The organism is Rickettsiales bacterium, from assembly GCA_025210695.1.
Lineage (GTDB): Bacteria > Pseudomonadota > Alphaproteobacteria > Rickettsiales > CANDYO01 > CANDYO01.
The window spans coordinates 146,667-163,056 of sequence record JAOARE010000008.1 but is presented as its reverse complement, the minus strand read 5'-3'; the positions used below and the strand labels follow the sequence as shown (position 1 = coordinate 163,056).

At 33.2% G+C, this 16,390-nt stretch carries 18 protein-coding genes; 3 read left to right on the top strand and 15 right to left on the bottom strand.

Features of this window, described 5'->3' with window-relative positions:
* Positions 1 to 12 precede the first annotated feature (12 nt).
* The 7 genes from N4A31_01060 to N4A31_01030 form a co-directional block, all read right to left on the bottom strand.
* Positions 13 to 1,767: a type I secretion system permease/ATPase gene (locus N4A31_01060; GenBank protein ID MCT4634822.1), complete on the bottom strand. Its 1,755-nt coding sequence runs from the start codon at positions 1,765 to 1,767 to the stop codon at positions 13 to 15.
* Positions 1,768 to 1,977: 210 nt separating this feature from the next.
* Positions 1,978 to 3,276 carry a Tol-Pal system beta propeller repeat protein TolB gene (tolB, locus tag N4A31_01055; protein ID MCT4634821.1) on the bottom strand — a complete coding sequence of 433 codons (1,299 nt, stop codon included), beginning with the start codon at positions 3,274 to 3,276 and terminating at the stop codon, positions 1,978 to 1,980.
* Positions 3,277 to 3,287: 11 nt separating this feature from the next.
* Positions 3,288 to 4,091, bottom strand: coding sequence for a hypothetical protein (locus N4A31_01050; GenBank protein ID MCT4634820.1), 804 nt, complete (start codon positions 4,089 to 4,091; stop codon positions 3,288 to 3,290).
* Positions 4,092 to 4,095: 4 nt separating this feature from the next.
* Positions 4,096 to 4,521: a biopolymer transporter ExbD gene (locus N4A31_01045; protein ID MCT4634819.1), complete on the bottom strand. Its 426-nt coding sequence runs from the start codon at positions 4,519 to 4,521 to the stop codon at positions 4,096 to 4,098.
* On the bottom strand, positions 4,502 to 5,245 hold the full coding sequence (gene tolQ, locus N4A31_01040; protein ID MCT4634818.1) for a protein TolQ: 744 nt from the start codon (positions 5,243 to 5,245) through the stop codon (positions 4,502 to 4,504). The genes N4A31_01045 and tolQ overlap by 20 nt, the downstream gene beginning before the upstream one ends.
* Positions 5,246 to 5,440: 195 nt before the next feature.
* Complete coding sequence (locus tag N4A31_01035) at positions 5,441 to 6,214, bottom strand: ABC transporter permease (GenBank protein ID MCT4634817.1); 774 nt, start codon at positions 6,212 to 6,214, stop codon at positions 5,441 to 5,443.
* 4 nt (positions 6,215 to 6,218) lie between these two features.
* Complete coding sequence (locus N4A31_01030; GenBank protein ID MCT4634816.1) at positions 6,219 to 7,133, bottom strand: ABC transporter ATP-binding protein; 915 nt, start codon at positions 7,131 to 7,133, stop codon at positions 6,219 to 6,221.
* Positions 7,134 to 7,270: 137 nt separating this feature from the next.
* Between N4A31_01030 and N4A31_01025 the strand changes: the two genes are divergently transcribed.
* Positions 7,271 to 7,603 (top strand): hypothetical protein, encoded by a 333-nt coding sequence (locus N4A31_01025; GenBank protein MCT4634815.1) that lies wholly within the window; start codon positions 7,271 to 7,273, stop codon positions 7,601 to 7,603.
* Between the two features lie 20 nt (positions 7,604 to 7,623).
* Here the strand turns inward: N4A31_01025 and N4A31_01020 are convergent, their stop codons facing one another.
* The 4 genes from N4A31_01020 to N4A31_01005 all read right to left on the bottom strand — a co-directional run bounded on the left by N4A31_01020 (position 7,624) and on the right by N4A31_01005 (position 11,073).
* Positions 7,624 to 8,094, bottom strand: a complete 471-nt coding sequence (locus N4A31_01020) for a hypothetical protein (GenBank protein MCT4634814.1) — start codon at positions 8,092 to 8,094, stop codon at positions 7,624 to 7,626.
* A gap of 72 nt (positions 8,095 to 8,166) precedes the next feature.
* Entirely contained in the window at positions 8,167 to 9,000 is an 834-nt protein-coding gene (locus N4A31_01015) for a hypothetical protein (GenBank protein ID MCT4634813.1), read from the bottom strand.
* 61 nt (positions 9,001 to 9,061) lie between these two features.
* Positions 9,062 to 9,577, bottom strand: coding sequence for an NAD(P)H-dependent oxidoreductase (locus N4A31_01010; protein ID MCT4634812.1), 516 nt, complete (start codon positions 9,575 to 9,577; stop codon positions 9,062 to 9,064).
* A gap of 137 nt (positions 9,578 to 9,714) precedes the next feature.
* Positions 9,715 to 11,073 carry a DNA photolyase family protein gene (locus N4A31_01005; protein ID MCT4634811.1) on the bottom strand — a complete coding sequence of 453 codons (1,359 nt, stop codon included), beginning with the start codon at positions 11,071 to 11,073 and terminating at the stop codon, positions 9,715 to 9,717.
* A gap of 65 nt (positions 11,074 to 11,138) precedes the next feature.
* Here N4A31_01005 and N4A31_01000 point away from each other — a divergent pair, with 65 nt between their 5' ends.
* Positions 11,139 to 11,870, top strand: a complete 732-nt coding sequence (locus N4A31_01000; GenBank protein MCT4634810.1) for a gamma-glutamyl-gamma-aminobutyrate hydrolase family protein — start codon at positions 11,139 to 11,141, stop codon at positions 11,868 to 11,870.
* A gap of 24 nt (positions 11,871 to 11,894) precedes the next feature.
* Here N4A31_01000 and N4A31_00995 read toward each other — a convergent pair whose 3' ends face one another.
* From N4A31_00995 to tilS, 3 genes are all read right to left on the bottom strand, one after another.
* On the bottom strand, positions 11,895 to 13,052 hold the full coding sequence (locus N4A31_00995) for a dicarboxylate/amino acid:cation symporter (protein ID MCT4634809.1): 1,158 nt from the start codon (positions 13,050 to 13,052) through the stop codon (positions 11,895 to 11,897).
* 161 nt (positions 13,053 to 13,213) lie between these two features.
* On the bottom strand, positions 13,214 to 13,765 hold the full coding sequence (locus tag N4A31_00990) for a GNAT family N-acetyltransferase (protein MCT4634808.1): 552 nt from the start codon (positions 13,763 to 13,765) through the stop codon (positions 13,214 to 13,216).
* Positions 13,762 to 14,715 (bottom strand): tRNA lysidine(34) synthetase TilS, encoded by a 954-nt coding sequence (gene tilS / locus N4A31_00985; GenBank protein MCT4634807.1) that lies wholly within the window; start codon positions 14,713 to 14,715, stop codon positions 13,762 to 13,764. Before tilS ends, N4A31_00990 begins: the two co-directional genes overlap by 4 nt.
* 225 nt (positions 14,716 to 14,940) lie before the next feature.
* Between tilS and N4A31_00980 the strand changes: the two genes are divergently transcribed.
* The gene (locus tag N4A31_00980) at positions 14,941 to 15,684 is read left to right on the top strand and encodes a response regulator transcription factor (GenBank protein ID MCT4634806.1); all 744 of its coding nucleotides are present in this window, start codon (positions 14,941 to 14,943) and stop codon (positions 15,682 to 15,684) included.
* Between the two features lie 56 nt (positions 15,685 to 15,740).
* On the opposite strand, the gene N4A31_00975 is transcribed toward N4A31_00980, so the two are convergent.
* Positions 15,741 to 16,316 (bottom strand): 5-formyltetrahydrofolate cyclo-ligase, encoded by a 576-nt coding sequence (locus N4A31_00975; protein ID MCT4634805.1) that lies wholly within the window; start codon positions 16,314 to 16,316, stop codon positions 15,741 to 15,743.
* Positions 16,317 to 16,390 lie beyond the last annotated feature (74 nt).

The following is a 16,390-nucleotide window of genomic DNA, read 5'->3' as shown; positions in this document are numbered from 1 at the left end:
TCATCACTTAAATTATTGTGGTTTAGCGCCTGGGTTGGCAATGGCAGTATTAGCAGGTTTTGCAAATTTTGCCATAATTTCATCTTTAGTTCCAAAAGCAGCTACCGCTCCTTCTTGCAATATTAAAATTTTATCAACACAAGATAAAATAGATGGACGGTGAGAAATAACCACTGTTGTTATTTTCTTAGCTCTAGCATGATTAATTGCTCCAACTAAAGCCTGTTCACCAAGTTCATCTAAATTAGCATTTGGCTCATCAAGCACTACAAATTTTGGATTACCAAAAAATGCACGTGCTAAACCTATTCTTTGTCTCTGCCCACCAGATAAATTAGCTCCACCAATCCCAATATCTGTTTCATAACCATTTTTTAAACGAAGTATTAAGTCATGAGCTCCTGTCATTTGAGCAGCTTCTACAATGTCTTGAGGATCTACATCTTCTCTTAGTCTAGCAATGTTACTTTTTATAGTTCCACCAAATAACTCTACATCTTGAGGTAAATATCCTACATGATTGCCAAAATCTTCACGATTCCAAGTGTAAACATCTGCTCCATCTAATCTTACAGATCCTTGCATTGTTTTCCATACACCAACCATCACTTTAGCGAGACTTGATTTACCAGCAGCACTTGGACCAATAATAGCTAGGATATCTCCTGGGTCTAAATTAAAATTCACCCCTTTTAAAGTGTAAGGCACAGGTCCAGTAGCACCTGGAATACTTGGAGCAAAAAACACATTCTCAACAGATAACTTTCCTGTTGGAGTTGGAAGTTTCATAGACTCTTGACGATCGGAGAGTTTTACATAAGCAACTTTAAGACGATCATAAGCCTTCATCGCCCCACTTATTTGTTTCCAAATCTCAATAGCGTTATCAAAAGGAGTTAAGGCTCTACCCATAATAATAGAACTACCAATCATAGCCCCCATAGTCATATTTAGTGGCTCAACAATCACAAGATACGCACCAAGCCCAGTTACCAACATTTGAAGGATCATTCTAATGAAACGAGCCATATTAGAGATTATGCCATTCCTATAACTTGCAGTAGAAATAAAGTTTAGAGACTTTTGTTGGTATCTTTGCCAATTCTTTATAACCGCGTTCATCATACCCATCGCTTCAATTACTTCTGCATTACGAGTAGCAATATCCGACTGATTCATACTATGCATAGATTGTTGATTAGCTTCATTTAGCTTTGTATTCGTAGCATATGCATTTAAAAATGCACAAGTTAAAAGCAACATTGCACCAATCACAGATAGCCACCCCATCCATGGATGGATCAAGAATAAAACTATGATATAAATAATAGACCAAGGAGCATCGAAAAGCGTATTAATTCCTACACTTGTTAGAAATGTTTTTACTGTTTGTAAATCACGAAGGTTTTGCGCACCACCAACAGATGCTTTCATTGCTGCGCTTCTTACAGAATTCGCAAACAAATCTGGTGATAACTGCCTATCTAACCATTCACCTAATTTGATTAAGGTAAATGACCTTGCAACCTGAATCATATGCAGAGCAATATACAAAGCTACCATTAGTAAACTTAGCATTAATAGAGTGTTTTTATTTTGACTTGATAAAACTCTATCCAAAACTTGTAAGGAATAAAGAGGAGTGACTAGCATTAATAAATTTACTGCAAACGCAAACGCAAACACCACCCAAAAAACTGGACGACACTGATCTAAAACTCTAACTAACGTATTTTGTGAATTCTTACTCACTGATTTACCCTCAATTGTTTAATTAATATTTACAACTATATAACGAAAAAGTTAATAAATATTCAATTATTATACACTATTTTTACACAGTATTCAACCGTTATGTAATAAGCACACTATGTTATTTCAAGACCCATCTTAATTTTATCCAAGATTTCTTAAACTAAATTCAAGATTATAGCTTATTATAGCACTAAAGAGTATATAATTAATAATATCTTTTTGTTATTTTAATAACTTTGACCAGTTAGCATCAGAAGCATCCGTTGGAAGCTGCAAAGTTCTTTCAAAATTACCAGTAATATCTATAGTACATAAATTAGATTTAAGCGGCTTCCCTCCCCCCTGATACTTCTCTGTTCTGGTATACATCATAACTCTGCCATTTGGTGACCAAGTCGGATTGCCAACAAAATATCCTTGTGTTAAAATTCTTTCACCCGAACCGTCTGGCCTCATCACACCTATATAAAATTTCCCCTGATAGCTCTTTGTAAAAGCTATAAAATCTCCTCTAGGAGACCAAATTGGTGTGTAATGGCGTCCTTGACCAAAACTAATTCTTTTCTGATCACTACCATCCTTGTTCATTACATAAATTTGTGAAGCACCACTACGATCAGAAATAAAAGCTATTTTTTCTCCATCTGGAGAGAAATATGGGCTAGTATTTATATAAGATCCAGATGTTATTTTCTTATAATTCATGGTTTCTAAATCCATCACCATTACGTCACTGCTTCCCTTCATAGCTAAAGACATAGCCATTTCTTTTCCGGAAGGTGCAAACCTCGGAGCAAAAGTCATTCCTTTAAAATGCCCTAAGATATTATCTTTCTGAGTATTCAAATCACGCAAATGAACTCTAGCCTTGTTATCTTTGTATGAAAGATAAAGCGCTTTATAACTATCTGGAGAAAATCTAGGAGTAAGAGTTAGATTTCTCCCATCAGTTAAATACTTTAAATTAGCTCCATCTTGATCCATAATAGCCAATTTTTTTATCCTATGCGTAGCTGGACCTGATTCTGCAATAAAAATAATCTTAGTGTTAAAATACCCTTCCTCACCTGTAAGACGTTTATATACATCATCAGCAATTTTATGTGCAATTCGTCTCCAATCCTTCTCCTTACCTTGATAAATACCTGCTTTTATAGATTTCTCTCCATAAGGATCCCACAAATGAAATTCTACTTTGATCTCTTTAGAATTAGTAAATGAAACTTCTCCTGTTAATAAAGCGGAAGCATTAATTATTCTCCAAGCTGAAAATTTAGGATATTTTCTCACATTTTGAATTGCTTCAATATAAGCATCTTTATTAATTATCCTAAATAGACCTGTTCCTTGCAAATCGTTATGAACTACTTGAAGTATCTCTCCTGCTATAGCATTATTAGCCACAAAATTTGGACTAGCAATGGGCATAGGATCAACTTTACCATTAGTAATGTCAATTCTTTCAACAGCAGAAACTTGTAAACCTATTAGTACCACTAATAACACCAATAATTTTTTCATAAATCACCTATTTAATAAATTAATTCACTTGGATCAAAGTAAAACTCTAAATTCTGCCATATTTTATACTGATCTGCAGGAAGATCTCGCAAAGGACTACATTTATATACTGCTCGCATTGCCGCGTCAGCAGCAGCTCTATATAAATCATCTTTAGCATACTTATTATTATCAATAATTCTTACATTTGCAACTTCACCATCTTGTTTAAAACTAATATTAAGTAAAACTTTTAACCTTGCAGCATGTTTATTGCCGGCGGGAGGATTCCAACAGCTTTCTATTTGCTTCTTGATAGAATCCTTAACGCTTAAAGACAAGGATTCTTCTATTTCTATTGGCCCTTTGCTTGCCTTTTGTTCCTTTGCTTCATTCTTAGCAACATCTGCTAATAAGCTCTTTAATAATTGATCCTCTGCTGTAACTTTAGGCTTAGACTTCACCTTGGTTTTTTCTTTTTTAGGAGCCGACTTCTTTTTCTCCTTCTTCTCTGCTTTAGGCTTAGGTTTATCCTTAGAATTCTCTTCTTGCTTAACTTTCTCTTTTACAGGTTCTGGCTTAGGTTTATCTGACGCTTTTGGTTTATCAATAATTTTAGCTTCCTTTATTTTTTTAATAGCTTCTTTGTTTTCAATATTTGTCTTTTTAGCTATTGGCAATAGATCTATAGAAATGATTGCTTCCGGTGGTTTTTTGCGCTGACATTGAGGAAAATTGAATAATAATATGACAAATAGAATAAAATGAAAGAAAACAGAAATACTTATTCCCAGATGCTGCTTTATATTAGCTATAATCTGAGTAATCTTCTTCATAAAACTATTTCTTATTTTCAATTTGGGTTACTAACGATATATGATTATACCCAGCCTCGTTAATTGCTCCAATTACTGACATCACATCACCATAATTAGTTGCTCTATCCCCACGAACTAAAATTCTACTATCTTTTTGCTCTTTTGTTATAGCTTTTAATTTAGGAATTAGCCCCGTTTTATTAACTACAACATCTTGGATATAAACCATTCCCTTATTTGTAACAGTTATGGTTAATGGCTCATCACTTCCACTTAAAGGAGATGATGTAGCTTCAGGTAAATTAACATTAATTCCAGAAATCATCATTGGAGCCGTCACCATAAACACTACCAATAAAACCAACATCACATCAACAAACGGAGTGATATTAATCTCACTCATCAACCCCCTTTTTCCTCTTCTTGAATTAACTATCTTGGTAGCCATTTTCCATTCCCTTATCAATTTCTTGAGCAAACAATGAATATAACTCACTAGAAAAACTTTCTACTTTATTATTAATTTCATTAATTTTACTTGAGAGAAAATTATAAAATATCACCGCAGGAATAGCAGCCACCAAGCCAACAGCTGTTGCAAACAAAGCTTCAGCAATACCAGGGGCGACTACTGCAATAGTTGCATTTTTCATAGCAGCTATCGCTTGAAAACTATTCATAATTCCCCAAACAGTTCCAAATAACCCAATAAAGGGCGAGGTTGAACCAACTACAGCCAAAAAGGAGAGATTCTTTTCCAACTCTTCCATTCCTTGGTTCTTTTCCATGTCCATCACTTGAGCAATGCGATCCTTTAAACCAATACTTAAATAAGACAAAGTCTTTTGTCCTTTATTCTGTCTTTGCCTACTCCGCTCATCCATAGCAGCAACAAATACAGCTGCCAAAGGATGAGAAGCTCTCCTCTTTAGCTTTTCATATAATTGGTCTAATAATTGCCCTGACCAGAAAACTTTCTCAAATTTTATAATCTGCTGCTTTACCTTATTCAACAGTAAATATTTATCAATTATAATTGCCCAACTCCAAACTGAAGCCATCAATAGCAACAACAATACTAATTTTACCACTATATCTGCCCCAGAAATCAATCCTATAATTGATAAATCTGCCCCTTTAGAAACAACATTAGTCATAATTTCTTGACTCATAATTTTTATCCTTCATATTAAATATTTTTCTTAAAACAGAGTACATTACAGGAAGATTTTTTACAAGCAAAACCCTACTTTTCTAAATTTTAACTTAACATTCTAAATTGTTAACTTTCAAAAGAAAATTTAGATTCTTTATCTATTCTTGCTGGAGTGGCGGCAATGCATAAATAGTACATAATATTATCCATATTATTTCCTAATTCCCACTCCCATATTCATCATTTTACATAATGCAGAATAAGCTATTACATTAAGAAACAATAAAGAAAACAACGCTATATATGGATCAACACTGGATATCTCCAGCACTCCATAGCGAAATGCATTGACCATGTATAATATAGGGTTAAATAAAGAAACTTGCTGCCAGAATTCTGGTAGAATACTAATGGGATAAAACACCCCTCCCAAGTAAATTAAAGGAGTTAAAACAAAATTCTGCACCCAAGTCATATCATCATAATTACGTGCCAATAAGCCATTTATAATTCCCAAAAAAGAAAATAGCATTGAAGAAAATATAATTACAGTTATGGTAAATAATAAATGTACCGGATTAATATTGTCAAAAAAATAAGCTACTATAATAATTAATACCCCAACTAATAATCCACGAGTTACACCTCCTGCAACATAACCTAATATTATCAACCAATTAGGCATAGGAGACACTAACATCTCTTCTATAGAATGATACATTCTGGCATTAAAAAAAGAACTAACTGTATTGGCAAAAGAGTTAACAATTACCACGTTCATGATGAGTCCTGGAATGATATAACTAATATAACTAACCCCTTCAACTAAATTTAGGTTATTTCCAATAACTTTACCAAAAATCACGAAATAAAGACTAGTGGTAATCACAGGAGGAATAAGAGTCTGCGGCCATATTCTTAAAATACGCATAATTTCTTTACGCATAATTGTAAAAACTGCTGTTAACATAAGTTTTATATTCATCTGTTTATTTCCCTACTGACTCTAAAAATAATTCTTCTAATCTATTTCCTTGCAAACTCAAAGTTTTCACTTCTATTTTTTCTTTAGCAAGCTTACTCATCACAGACGAAATATCTTCTGGCACTTTAAAATCTATTTCCAATTTCTTAGGATCTCTTAAATTCAAATGCACGTCTTCTAATATAGGTAGTTTTTCAACTGGTTTATGCAATTCAGCAACGTAACGTTGTCTCACAAATGAAGATAATATATTCTCCATTGTGTCTTGAGTGATAATTTTTCCGGCTTCAATAATAGCTATTGTTTTACATAAACGTTCAGCCTCTTCTAAATAATGGGTAGTTAGAATGATAGTGATATTTTCTTTCTCATTCACCAGCCTCAAAAAATCCCAAATTTGATGCCTTGCCTCGATATCCAAAGCAGCACTTGGCTCATCCAGAATCAATATTTTTGGATTATGCATCATTGCTCTGGCAATCATCAATCTACGCTTCATTCCTCCTGAGAGCTTTCCTGCTGGAGTGTCTCTCTTATGCCATAAATTTAACATATTGAGATATTTCTCAGCCCTCTCTAAAGAAATACTCTTTTTAACACCAAAATAACCGGCCTGATTAATTAAAATATCAAGTGAAGTTTCAAAAATAGAAAAATTAAATTCTTGCGGAACTAGCCCTAAAAAGCTTTTAGCCTTGGATGGCTCTTTATCTATATCATGGCCAAATACTTTAACCATTCCGGCATCTTTATTCACAAGGGAAGAAATAATTCCAAGAGTAGTGGTTTTTCCAGAACCATTGGGCCCCAATAAAGCAAAAAAGCTCCCCTGCTCTATTGAGAGCGACAAACCATTAACCGCATTAACCTCTGGAGGATATGTTTTATATAAGTTCGATATTTCAATAGCTAGTGTCATTTAAAAACCTCTTATCAAAGATAATGCCAAGTTAAGATCTAATATTCAATAAAAATTGTTTTTACTATAAAATCTTTACGCAAATTTAGTTTTATGATACATTGTCAACATCAACTACTCACTGGAGGAATATAAAAATGCCAAATGTAAATTATAAAACTGTATTAAAATCATTAAAAAATCTACCTGACCTTGATACAATAAAAAGAAGCATTAATTCCGTTTCAATTAAAACAGATATTGGATCTTTGCTAGATTTATCAGATATGGCTTATTCTTTTATTAATCCTGATCACCCTATATCTCTAAAGAATGAACTTCTAACACAATTTAAAGATAATTTTAAGGACCTACAAAACAACTTCCCTGAAGAAACCGCTTTATTGTGCAATAATCTCAATCAATATCAAATTCCAGGAATAACCGAAGAATTTAAGCATAATTTATTTGATCTTTGCTCTGATTATTAACTCATTAGTTTTATATTAAACTATCTAGATTTTGCTTTTCTGGAGTTATTTTGCTTGCAAATTATAACTCCTTTTTCTCCACTTTGACGCATTAAATCTTGCAACTGAGCAGCAGCAGTCTGAGCTTGCTCTTTAGTCTCTTTACCTATTGGAGAATATTTATCTTGAGATTTACCAGGATTAAATTTCTGTTGAGCCTCATAAATCATCTTAAGCGCGGGATTATTTTCCTCTATTTGATCTATATAAGCCCCCGCAGCTCTGCCATCCTTATCTAAAAGATGTGGAGCAGCTCCCAAATCTAATACCACCTTCATAGCAGCAAAAATATCTTCCTTCACCTCCACATTAGAAGCGTATTCAAGACTTATTGCTAAATGATGTAAAATGGTCTTCCCATTCTCATCCTGAGCATTCACGTCTAAACCATTTTTTACCTTGGTCTTAAACCCTTCTGGATCTTCCATCAAATCTATAATAAGATCTTGCATTGCTATATACTCCTTATAACTACCCACATTTCTTAATTGTAAAGAAGCGCTATAACTAAATCAAGTTTTTAACTAAAAACTTTCATCAAACATAAGAAGAGAAACCGCATATACTCCCCCAGACATTTCCGTAGGCATTTCTATGGGAACTCCCGTCGGCATTGCGTTTGGCATTCCCGTTGGAATAGAACTTGGTGCTGAGCTAGGCTCACAAGAAGAATTAGCCTGCATTTCATCAAATTCTTCTGCTGTTGGTTTTCCATCATGCTCTTCACCATCCTCTTTAGAATCTTCTTTGGCTTGAGCATCTTTAATTTCCTGCTCTGCAGCTTTTCTTTTATTGAGTATCTCTGTTCTAATAACTTTAATCTTCTTGATATATTCCACGCATTCTTCAGCTCTGTTTGAATCTGCTTCATTTCTTGTCCCTTCTATCCCTCTAGCAGTAACATCATTAATTTGATACACCGCTAATACGGCATAGTAAGCCACATCAAGAGAGTCTCTAGTTTCTATCATTTGAGGTAATAAATCTGCAGCTCTTGCAGACTCCAGAACAGATGGCATATTCCCCGTGAACAGGGCTATAGATTCATCTGGATAAAACTTCATTATCTTCAGCAATTGAGAAATGGTAATATTTGGATCAGTTTCCAGATTACTTTCTAAAGTTTCAATTATTGCACTTATTTCTTTATAAAGCCTAGAAACCACTTCTAACTCTATATTCATTTTAATATTTAAATTTCTGATATACGCTACTTTATCTTCTCCCATACGATTTATAGGTATAGTGGCAAACGTTGGGCTCTCTTTATTAAAGTCTATATCTTTGATAAATTTGTTCACCCACTTAAAAGCGTTCTTATAGCTACCCATTAAATCTTCAAGACTATCTTGCGGCATTATATATTCTCCATTACTGTTATTGAATTGATAAGTTTTATAAAACAACAGACAGGTTTAGTCAAACAGTAATAGCCAATTCTTTTTGAGCTTTCCTAATTTGCTCCTTGTTTCCTTGAAGCAAATCCTGATCATTGCCATGATAGATAAAACTACAGCCTCGGTATTCCATCCCCAAATATTCACAGGTTTGAGAGAAAGGATCTTCAAATCCTCTTGGTAAAGATGTGCCAAAACTAGCAATAACGAATATTTTCTTACCCCTTAATTTTCTCCCCACATCTTTTCTTATAGAAAGTAGATCACTCACTCTATCAATAAATATCTTCATGGTGGTACTCATGCTATACCAATATACAGGAGTTGCCAGAATAATTAGATCATTCTCCCCTGTCACTCTCTCCATCAAGGGAATATAGTCATCATATTCATTTTTATGTTCATAATCAAAAGGGCTAATGTTTAAAGAATGCAAATCAACAATAGGAATATTAGCATCCTCAATTATTGTTTCAATTGCTGTTCTTGTTTGGCCGGTGCTTCTAGCACTTCCTATAATTATGATTGGTTTGTTCATTATGTCTCCTCTTACATCCTTAGCCCATCGGGGAACTTGGGGCAAGTATAATTCTTTAACTTGAATACTATAAAAACAACATATTACAGAGGTTCCTCTCTATATTCCACTAAATTAATAAGGTCAGCATAATATACCTAACCAATCTTCTTAAAACTCTCTATTGCTTTCTTTCGAGAAGATTCATAATCAACTATAGGCGGATATAATCCAGATATATGAATTTCTTTATTTGATAAACTCTTTAATTCCGGCAGATATTTGCGAATATAATCTCCTTGTGGATCAAATCTTTTTGACTGAAGATAGGGGTTAAACATTCTAAAATATGGTTGAGCATCTGTTCCTGTGGAAGCACTCCACTGCCAGCCACCAACATTAGAACTTAGTTCATAATCCATTAGCTGTTGAGCAAAGAATTCTTCACCTAAACGCCAATTAAGCCATAGGTTTTTAGTAAAAAAGCTTGCCACAATCATTCTTGCTCTATTATGCATCCAGCCTTCTTGCAGCAATTGCCTGATTGCCGCGTCAATCACAGGATATCCTGTTTGCCCTAATGTGAATTTCTCTAAAAGCTTTGAGTCTTCGCTCCATTTTAAATTTCTATATTGCGGCTGCATCTCTTTAGAAACAGTTTCAGGATAATGATATAAAATCATCGCATAGAAATCTCGCCAAGCAAGTTCAGCAATCCATTGCCAGGAACCTTTCATTTCCCTTGCGGATCTATAGCATTGTCGAATTGATATTAAACCAAAACGAATGTAAGGAGATAAACAGCTAGTTCTATCTTCAGCTAAATAATTCCTCCCTTCATTATAATTAACCAGTTTGTTATCTAAAAAATTATTAAACCTATCCACCAAAGCATCTATCGGCCAATTAGTAACTTCTTGATATTTATACCCAGGAACATCCTCATTTAAATCTAAGGGATGTAAATCATGTTGAGCTAAAATTTCTCTTAAAGTTTTACTATTTGCATACCTACCTGAATCATCTGCATTGTAACTATCATAATCTTTTAAACCTATGACAGCCTGCCATCTCTTAAAATATGGAGTGAATACTTTATAAGGGTTTCCGTCATCTTTTAACACCTTGTCCGGCGCCATCAATAAATGATCGTTATTTAGCTCTAAATCCACTTGTTTTGCTATATTCGCATCTCTTTTCATTCCATATGGCTCATAATCTTGCCCAGCGAATATTTTATTCACCTTTAAGCAAGCAGATATTTGCGGTATTAAAACCTCAGGCTTACCATAAAACACCAAAACTTCTGAATTCTTTTTTTCCAATTCCTTATTCATAGCTCTTAAAGCATCAATAATAAAGCTTATCCGCCTATCATTAGGATTGGTAAATCTTGCTAGAATATTATCATCAAAAATAAAGATTGGCTGAATTTTATCCACAGCTTGCAGAGCAGAATATAACGATAAATTATCCTCTAACCTTAAATCCCTTCTAAGCCATAATAAAGATAGCATCTTGTTTCCCTTTAGTTTAAAATTATATACTACATTAATCACCTTAGAATAACTAGATAAAAAACATGACTAAAAAACCAATAATCGGCATCACACTTGATTGGGATGATTCCCCCACATATTCTAAATCTCATGACTGGTATGCCATAAGAACAAATTACACCTCATGTATTTCAGAAAATGGCGGCATTCCCATAACCCTTCCTTATGATATGGATGCAATAGATGCTTATTTAGAAATAATTGATGCTCTGATGGTTCCTGGGGGTGATTATGATCTTGACCCAGCAGTATATGGAGAGGAAATAGAAGAAGGCACCAGAAATTTAAGAACTAATCGTACAGATTTTGAAACTGCTTTAATTAAAGCGGCTTTAGCCAAAAATATTCCAATTCTAGCCATATGCGCTGGCCAACAATTACTTGCAGCAATGTATGGTGGAAGGCTCATTCAAGATATTAACCGCTATAATCCAAAAGCTTTAGAACATGAACAAATAAAGCTTGGCATTCCAATGTCACAAACATCTCATTCTATAAAAATAGAACCAGGAAGTTTATTGCATAAAATAATCCAGAAAGAAGAAATGCAAGTGAATAGCTCACATCATCAGGCCGTTAAATCAGTTGATCCTGAAATGATAATTTCTGCTCTTGCTGAAGACGGTATTATTGAAGCAATTGAAATGCCAAATTATGATTTTGTTATAGGGGTTGAATGGCACCCAGAATTTCTCGCCACTGAAGATGACCTGCTCCTTATCAAAGCTTTCATAAGAGCTGCAATTTATGACTAATCATTGAGTTTAACCACTTAAATTCTACTTTATTTTTCCCCTATGACCAAAAGAGATCACTTTATCAATCATTTTAGCAAAGGCACCATTAGCAAAAACATTTGCGCAGGTTATTACAGGATCAAATAGAATATAAAGAGCTGTAATTAAAGACATCATATCAGAATTAAACCCCAAATATCCTTCTAATATTGGTAGCATCACAAGAATTCCACCACCTGGGATTGCAGCTACTGAAAACTTTGCTAAAACAAAATAACAGGTAAAGATAAGGTAATTAAGCATAGAAGGATCACTCATGCCAAAACTTTTTAAGATGGCAAAAGCTAAAATAGGAATAGCAAAACAATCTCCTATAAGATGTATATTTACACTTGCGGGAATAACCGAACGCACTAAATCTTTATTCTTTGCATTATTTTCTGCGCCAATAATTATAAGAGGCATACTGGCAGCACTAGACATAGTACTAAAACCACTTATAGCAGCAGGAATCATATTTTTTATATTATTAAGAGCCGCTTTAATCTTTAAGTTATTTAAAATAAAATAAGCCAATATAATATAACTAAACTGAGCTAAGGCAATAATGAGGAAAATTAAGCCATAGTCTTTTATAATAATCCCCACCACTCCATCAGATTGCAATTTCACAACAAATCCAGCAACAAAAAACGGAATAGCATAAACAATCCAATTCAAAACTTTATTTACAATGATATCAAAGATATTCGCTATTTTTGTTGATTTCTTTTCAGCAAACTTTGTGGCAATTAAACCTAAGATAATTCCAGCAAACATTGCCTTATCATTAGCAATTAACTTTGGAAATTCTAAAGACCATAATGGATTAAGCTCGGATGATTTCTCTGGAGCAAGCATTGATAAATCAAAATTATAAATCCACATCCCTACATAATGACTTAAAAAAGTGGCAATAAAATTAGAGCAACAAATTAATATTAGAATAAACCCAATAATCTTGGTGGCTTTATTAGATAAAGTAACTGCTGCTTTAAATAACAGAGCAAAAATAATAAAAGGCAATATAATAATAATTATAGACTTTATAGATAGACTTATTGCATATAAAAATTGCTGCAAACTTAAAGGCAATAGAGGATTTAGCAATATAACTGTTAAAATTATTGCTAATAAAATAAAAGGCATTTGACGAAACATGAGACTCTCTTTAATTTAAGAAATTTTTAAAAACCAATTGAAAAATGAGCGAAAAGATATATGACCGGACTAACCGGTTGTAGTAGTTATAGTTAACTGAGTTTCATGTTTTATATCCATAATTTAAGATTATATGAATTTTAAAAATAAAGACAAGAATATTATTTTAAGTAAGGTTCTTTCCTTAGTCTATATAACACATGTTGTGATAGTCGACTCTCTTTCGGCAGCTTAGGGTGTATAAAGTCATCTTTTATATCTCTTTTTAAACCAATTTTATCCATAACTCTCAGTGAGTTAGCATTTTCTGGCACGGTAAAAGAGATAATCTCTTCAAGGCCTATTTTATTAAAACCATAATCTAAGCAGGCTTTTGCTCCTTCAGGTGCGTAACCATTTCCCCAATATTTAGAATCAAGCCTCCATCCCACTTCAACAGCTGGAGTGAAATGCGCTTCCCAATCTGTATAATTAAGACCAATAAATCCAATAAATTCACCTGAGCTTTTTAACTCTACAGCCCATAAACTATAATTTCTTTTCTGTTGCTGAATTTTCATCTTTTGAATAAAGTCTTCCACTTGCTCTATATCCATAGGACCAGCCAAGTATTCAATAACTTTAGGGTCTTGATTCATAGAATAGAAGGGCTCAATATCTTTTTCTTCCCAAGTTCTTAAAAACAATCTTTCAGTTTCTATAATAATGCTCATTTTTCTTCCAATGTAATAATAATGTTATCTTTTTTTCTAGAGATCAAACATCCGGATAAAGTGGATGCTTTAAATTCTTTGCCGGTTTTAATCTTTGCTAATAAATTTTCTAATCTTTCCCCTCTTGCAGGCTTTAAATTAGAACTAAATTCCTGCAACAGCTTTGTTAGCATTCTAAATCTAATCTCTTGGGGCAATTCATTAAAGCCTTCTTGTTTTATAGAAACAAAGTCAGAGTGAACCTCCACTAATTCTTTAATTGATTTATTAAGAAAATATTCAATACAGTCTTTAGTTTTGGATAAATTATCGCTTACTGTTGCAAGTTTGTCGATCCATTCAGGATATTGCTTTAATATATTACGAATTTTCACCCTAGTAAATTTCTCATTGTGATTAGAAGGATCTTCAATCCATTTAATATTTTGAGAAACTAAAAACTCTTGTAACTCTTGTTTAGTAAAATTTAAGAGGGGTCTAATAATTTTAATTTTATTAAATTCTCCAATCCTTGGAATACCAGATAATCCATAAACTCCGCTTCCGTGATCAAGCCTAATAATAAAGTTTTCGGCTTGGTCATTTTTTTGATGGCCAGTAGCCAAATAAGAAATATTATTTTTATGACAATATTCTGTAAGTAAGCTATACCTAGCAAGACGTGCTTCTTCTTGAATGTTAGACTTAGGCTTCTTTCCCTTCCATGAAATAATTTGGTGGTTAACGCCCCGTTTTTTTAAAATTTCTCCAACTTTAATAGCTTCAGATAATGAATCGCTTCTTAACTGATGATCTATAGTTAAACAATGTAGCTCTCCTCCATACTCTTTAACAAATCTATTTAACAAGATGCATAGAGCCACAGAATCGCTTCCTCCAGAAACAGCCACAGCCACTTGGATCTCCTTTAAGGGAGTAACAATATCTTGGCAAAACTTAGAGTAAATCATAACTTATATACTGTTGCTAATTAGTTGTTTTTGAAGAGTCTTAAAAAATAGTTAACAAAAAACGTAAAACTTGTGTTTTTTTTGTTGCGCTATGTGTTAATTCTATGAGATATTAAAACTATGATAGTTAAATTGGCCTTTTAATTCATATCTATTATATATAGCGATATGGATATAAAACGTCAATTAATTAATATAAAATTCTGTATTTATTAGGAGCAAAAGATGCGAGTATTACTTGTTGAAGATGATAATTCTACCGCTAGTTCAATTGAACTAGCGCTTGCGTCCGAAGGTATCATTTGTGATGTCTGTGGACTAGGTCAAGAAGGTTTAGAAGTTGGTAAACTTTATGACTGGTATGACTTAATTATATTAGATCTAATTTTACCAGATATAGATGGCTATGAAGTATTGTTACGTCTTCGTTCTGCAAAAGTAAAAATCCCTGTGCTAATTTTGTCAGGTTTATCAAGTGCTGATCAAAAAATCAAAGGTTTAGGATTCGGAGCAGACGACTATTTAACAAAACCATTTAATCGTGGAGAATTAGTCGCTCGAATTCAAGCCATTGTAAGAAGATCTAAAGGACATTCCGAATCTGTACTTAGATTTGATAAAGTTGCAGTGAATTTAGACACTAGAATTGTAGAAGTGGACTCAGCTCCTGTTCACCTAACGAGCAAAGAATACGCTATCCTAGAATTACTTGCTATGAGAAGAGGAACTGTTCTAACTAAAGAAATGTTCTTGAATCATTTATATGGTGGTATCGACGAACCTGAACTCAAGATTATAGATGTGTTTGTTTGTAAATTAAGAAAAAAACTAGCAGAAGCTTCTGGTGGAACCAACTATATTGAAACAGTTTGGGGACGTGGATATATGCTAAAAGAATATCCAATGGAAGATCTTCTAACAGAAGAAGAAAAAAATAGCGTTCAACCATCAGCAGCTATGGAAGAATAAAATTATTGCACATGGACGAAGCTATTTTATAAAATAGCTTCCCATGCTTACCATGCTTATCTACGAATAATTCTTGATTCAGTTAAAATAATATCTAACTTTTGATCATGAGGTTCAGTGGGAACAGAATCTAGAAGTTGGAAATCATAACATACAGTCATATAAATTATCTTAGGATTTTGGCGCCTTAATTTTTCAATTGTATAATCATACATAGCTTTTCCACTACCAACTCTATTACATTGTAGATCACAAGCAATAAGTGGAGCAATTACAACATCAGGAATTATAGGATCTAATTGAAAATACGGCTCCTTTATATCTTTAGCATATTTAGATAAAGTAATTTTATCAGAAAGCTTCCAAGAATAGAAATTTAAGACTTTTGATGACTGATTAATCACAGGAAGTAATAATTTTATTGATGTTTTTTTGAAAACAGTCAAAATATCTAATTCATACTTTGTGGGATAATAAACAGCTACTAGTTTTTTTTCACCGATGATAGGCAAAATAAGCTCTTTAAATTGTTTAGCAATTGAAAGCTGCAAACGTTGCCTTTCTAACTCGGGTAAATTATTACGAAGAGATATAATGGTTTTACGAATTTGTTTTTTATCTTGTGAAAACATTTTTAATTACAAAAATTAGCTTTTTGTTAACATTAACATGGTATCCTTATAAAGGTACAGATAAATCTAATATA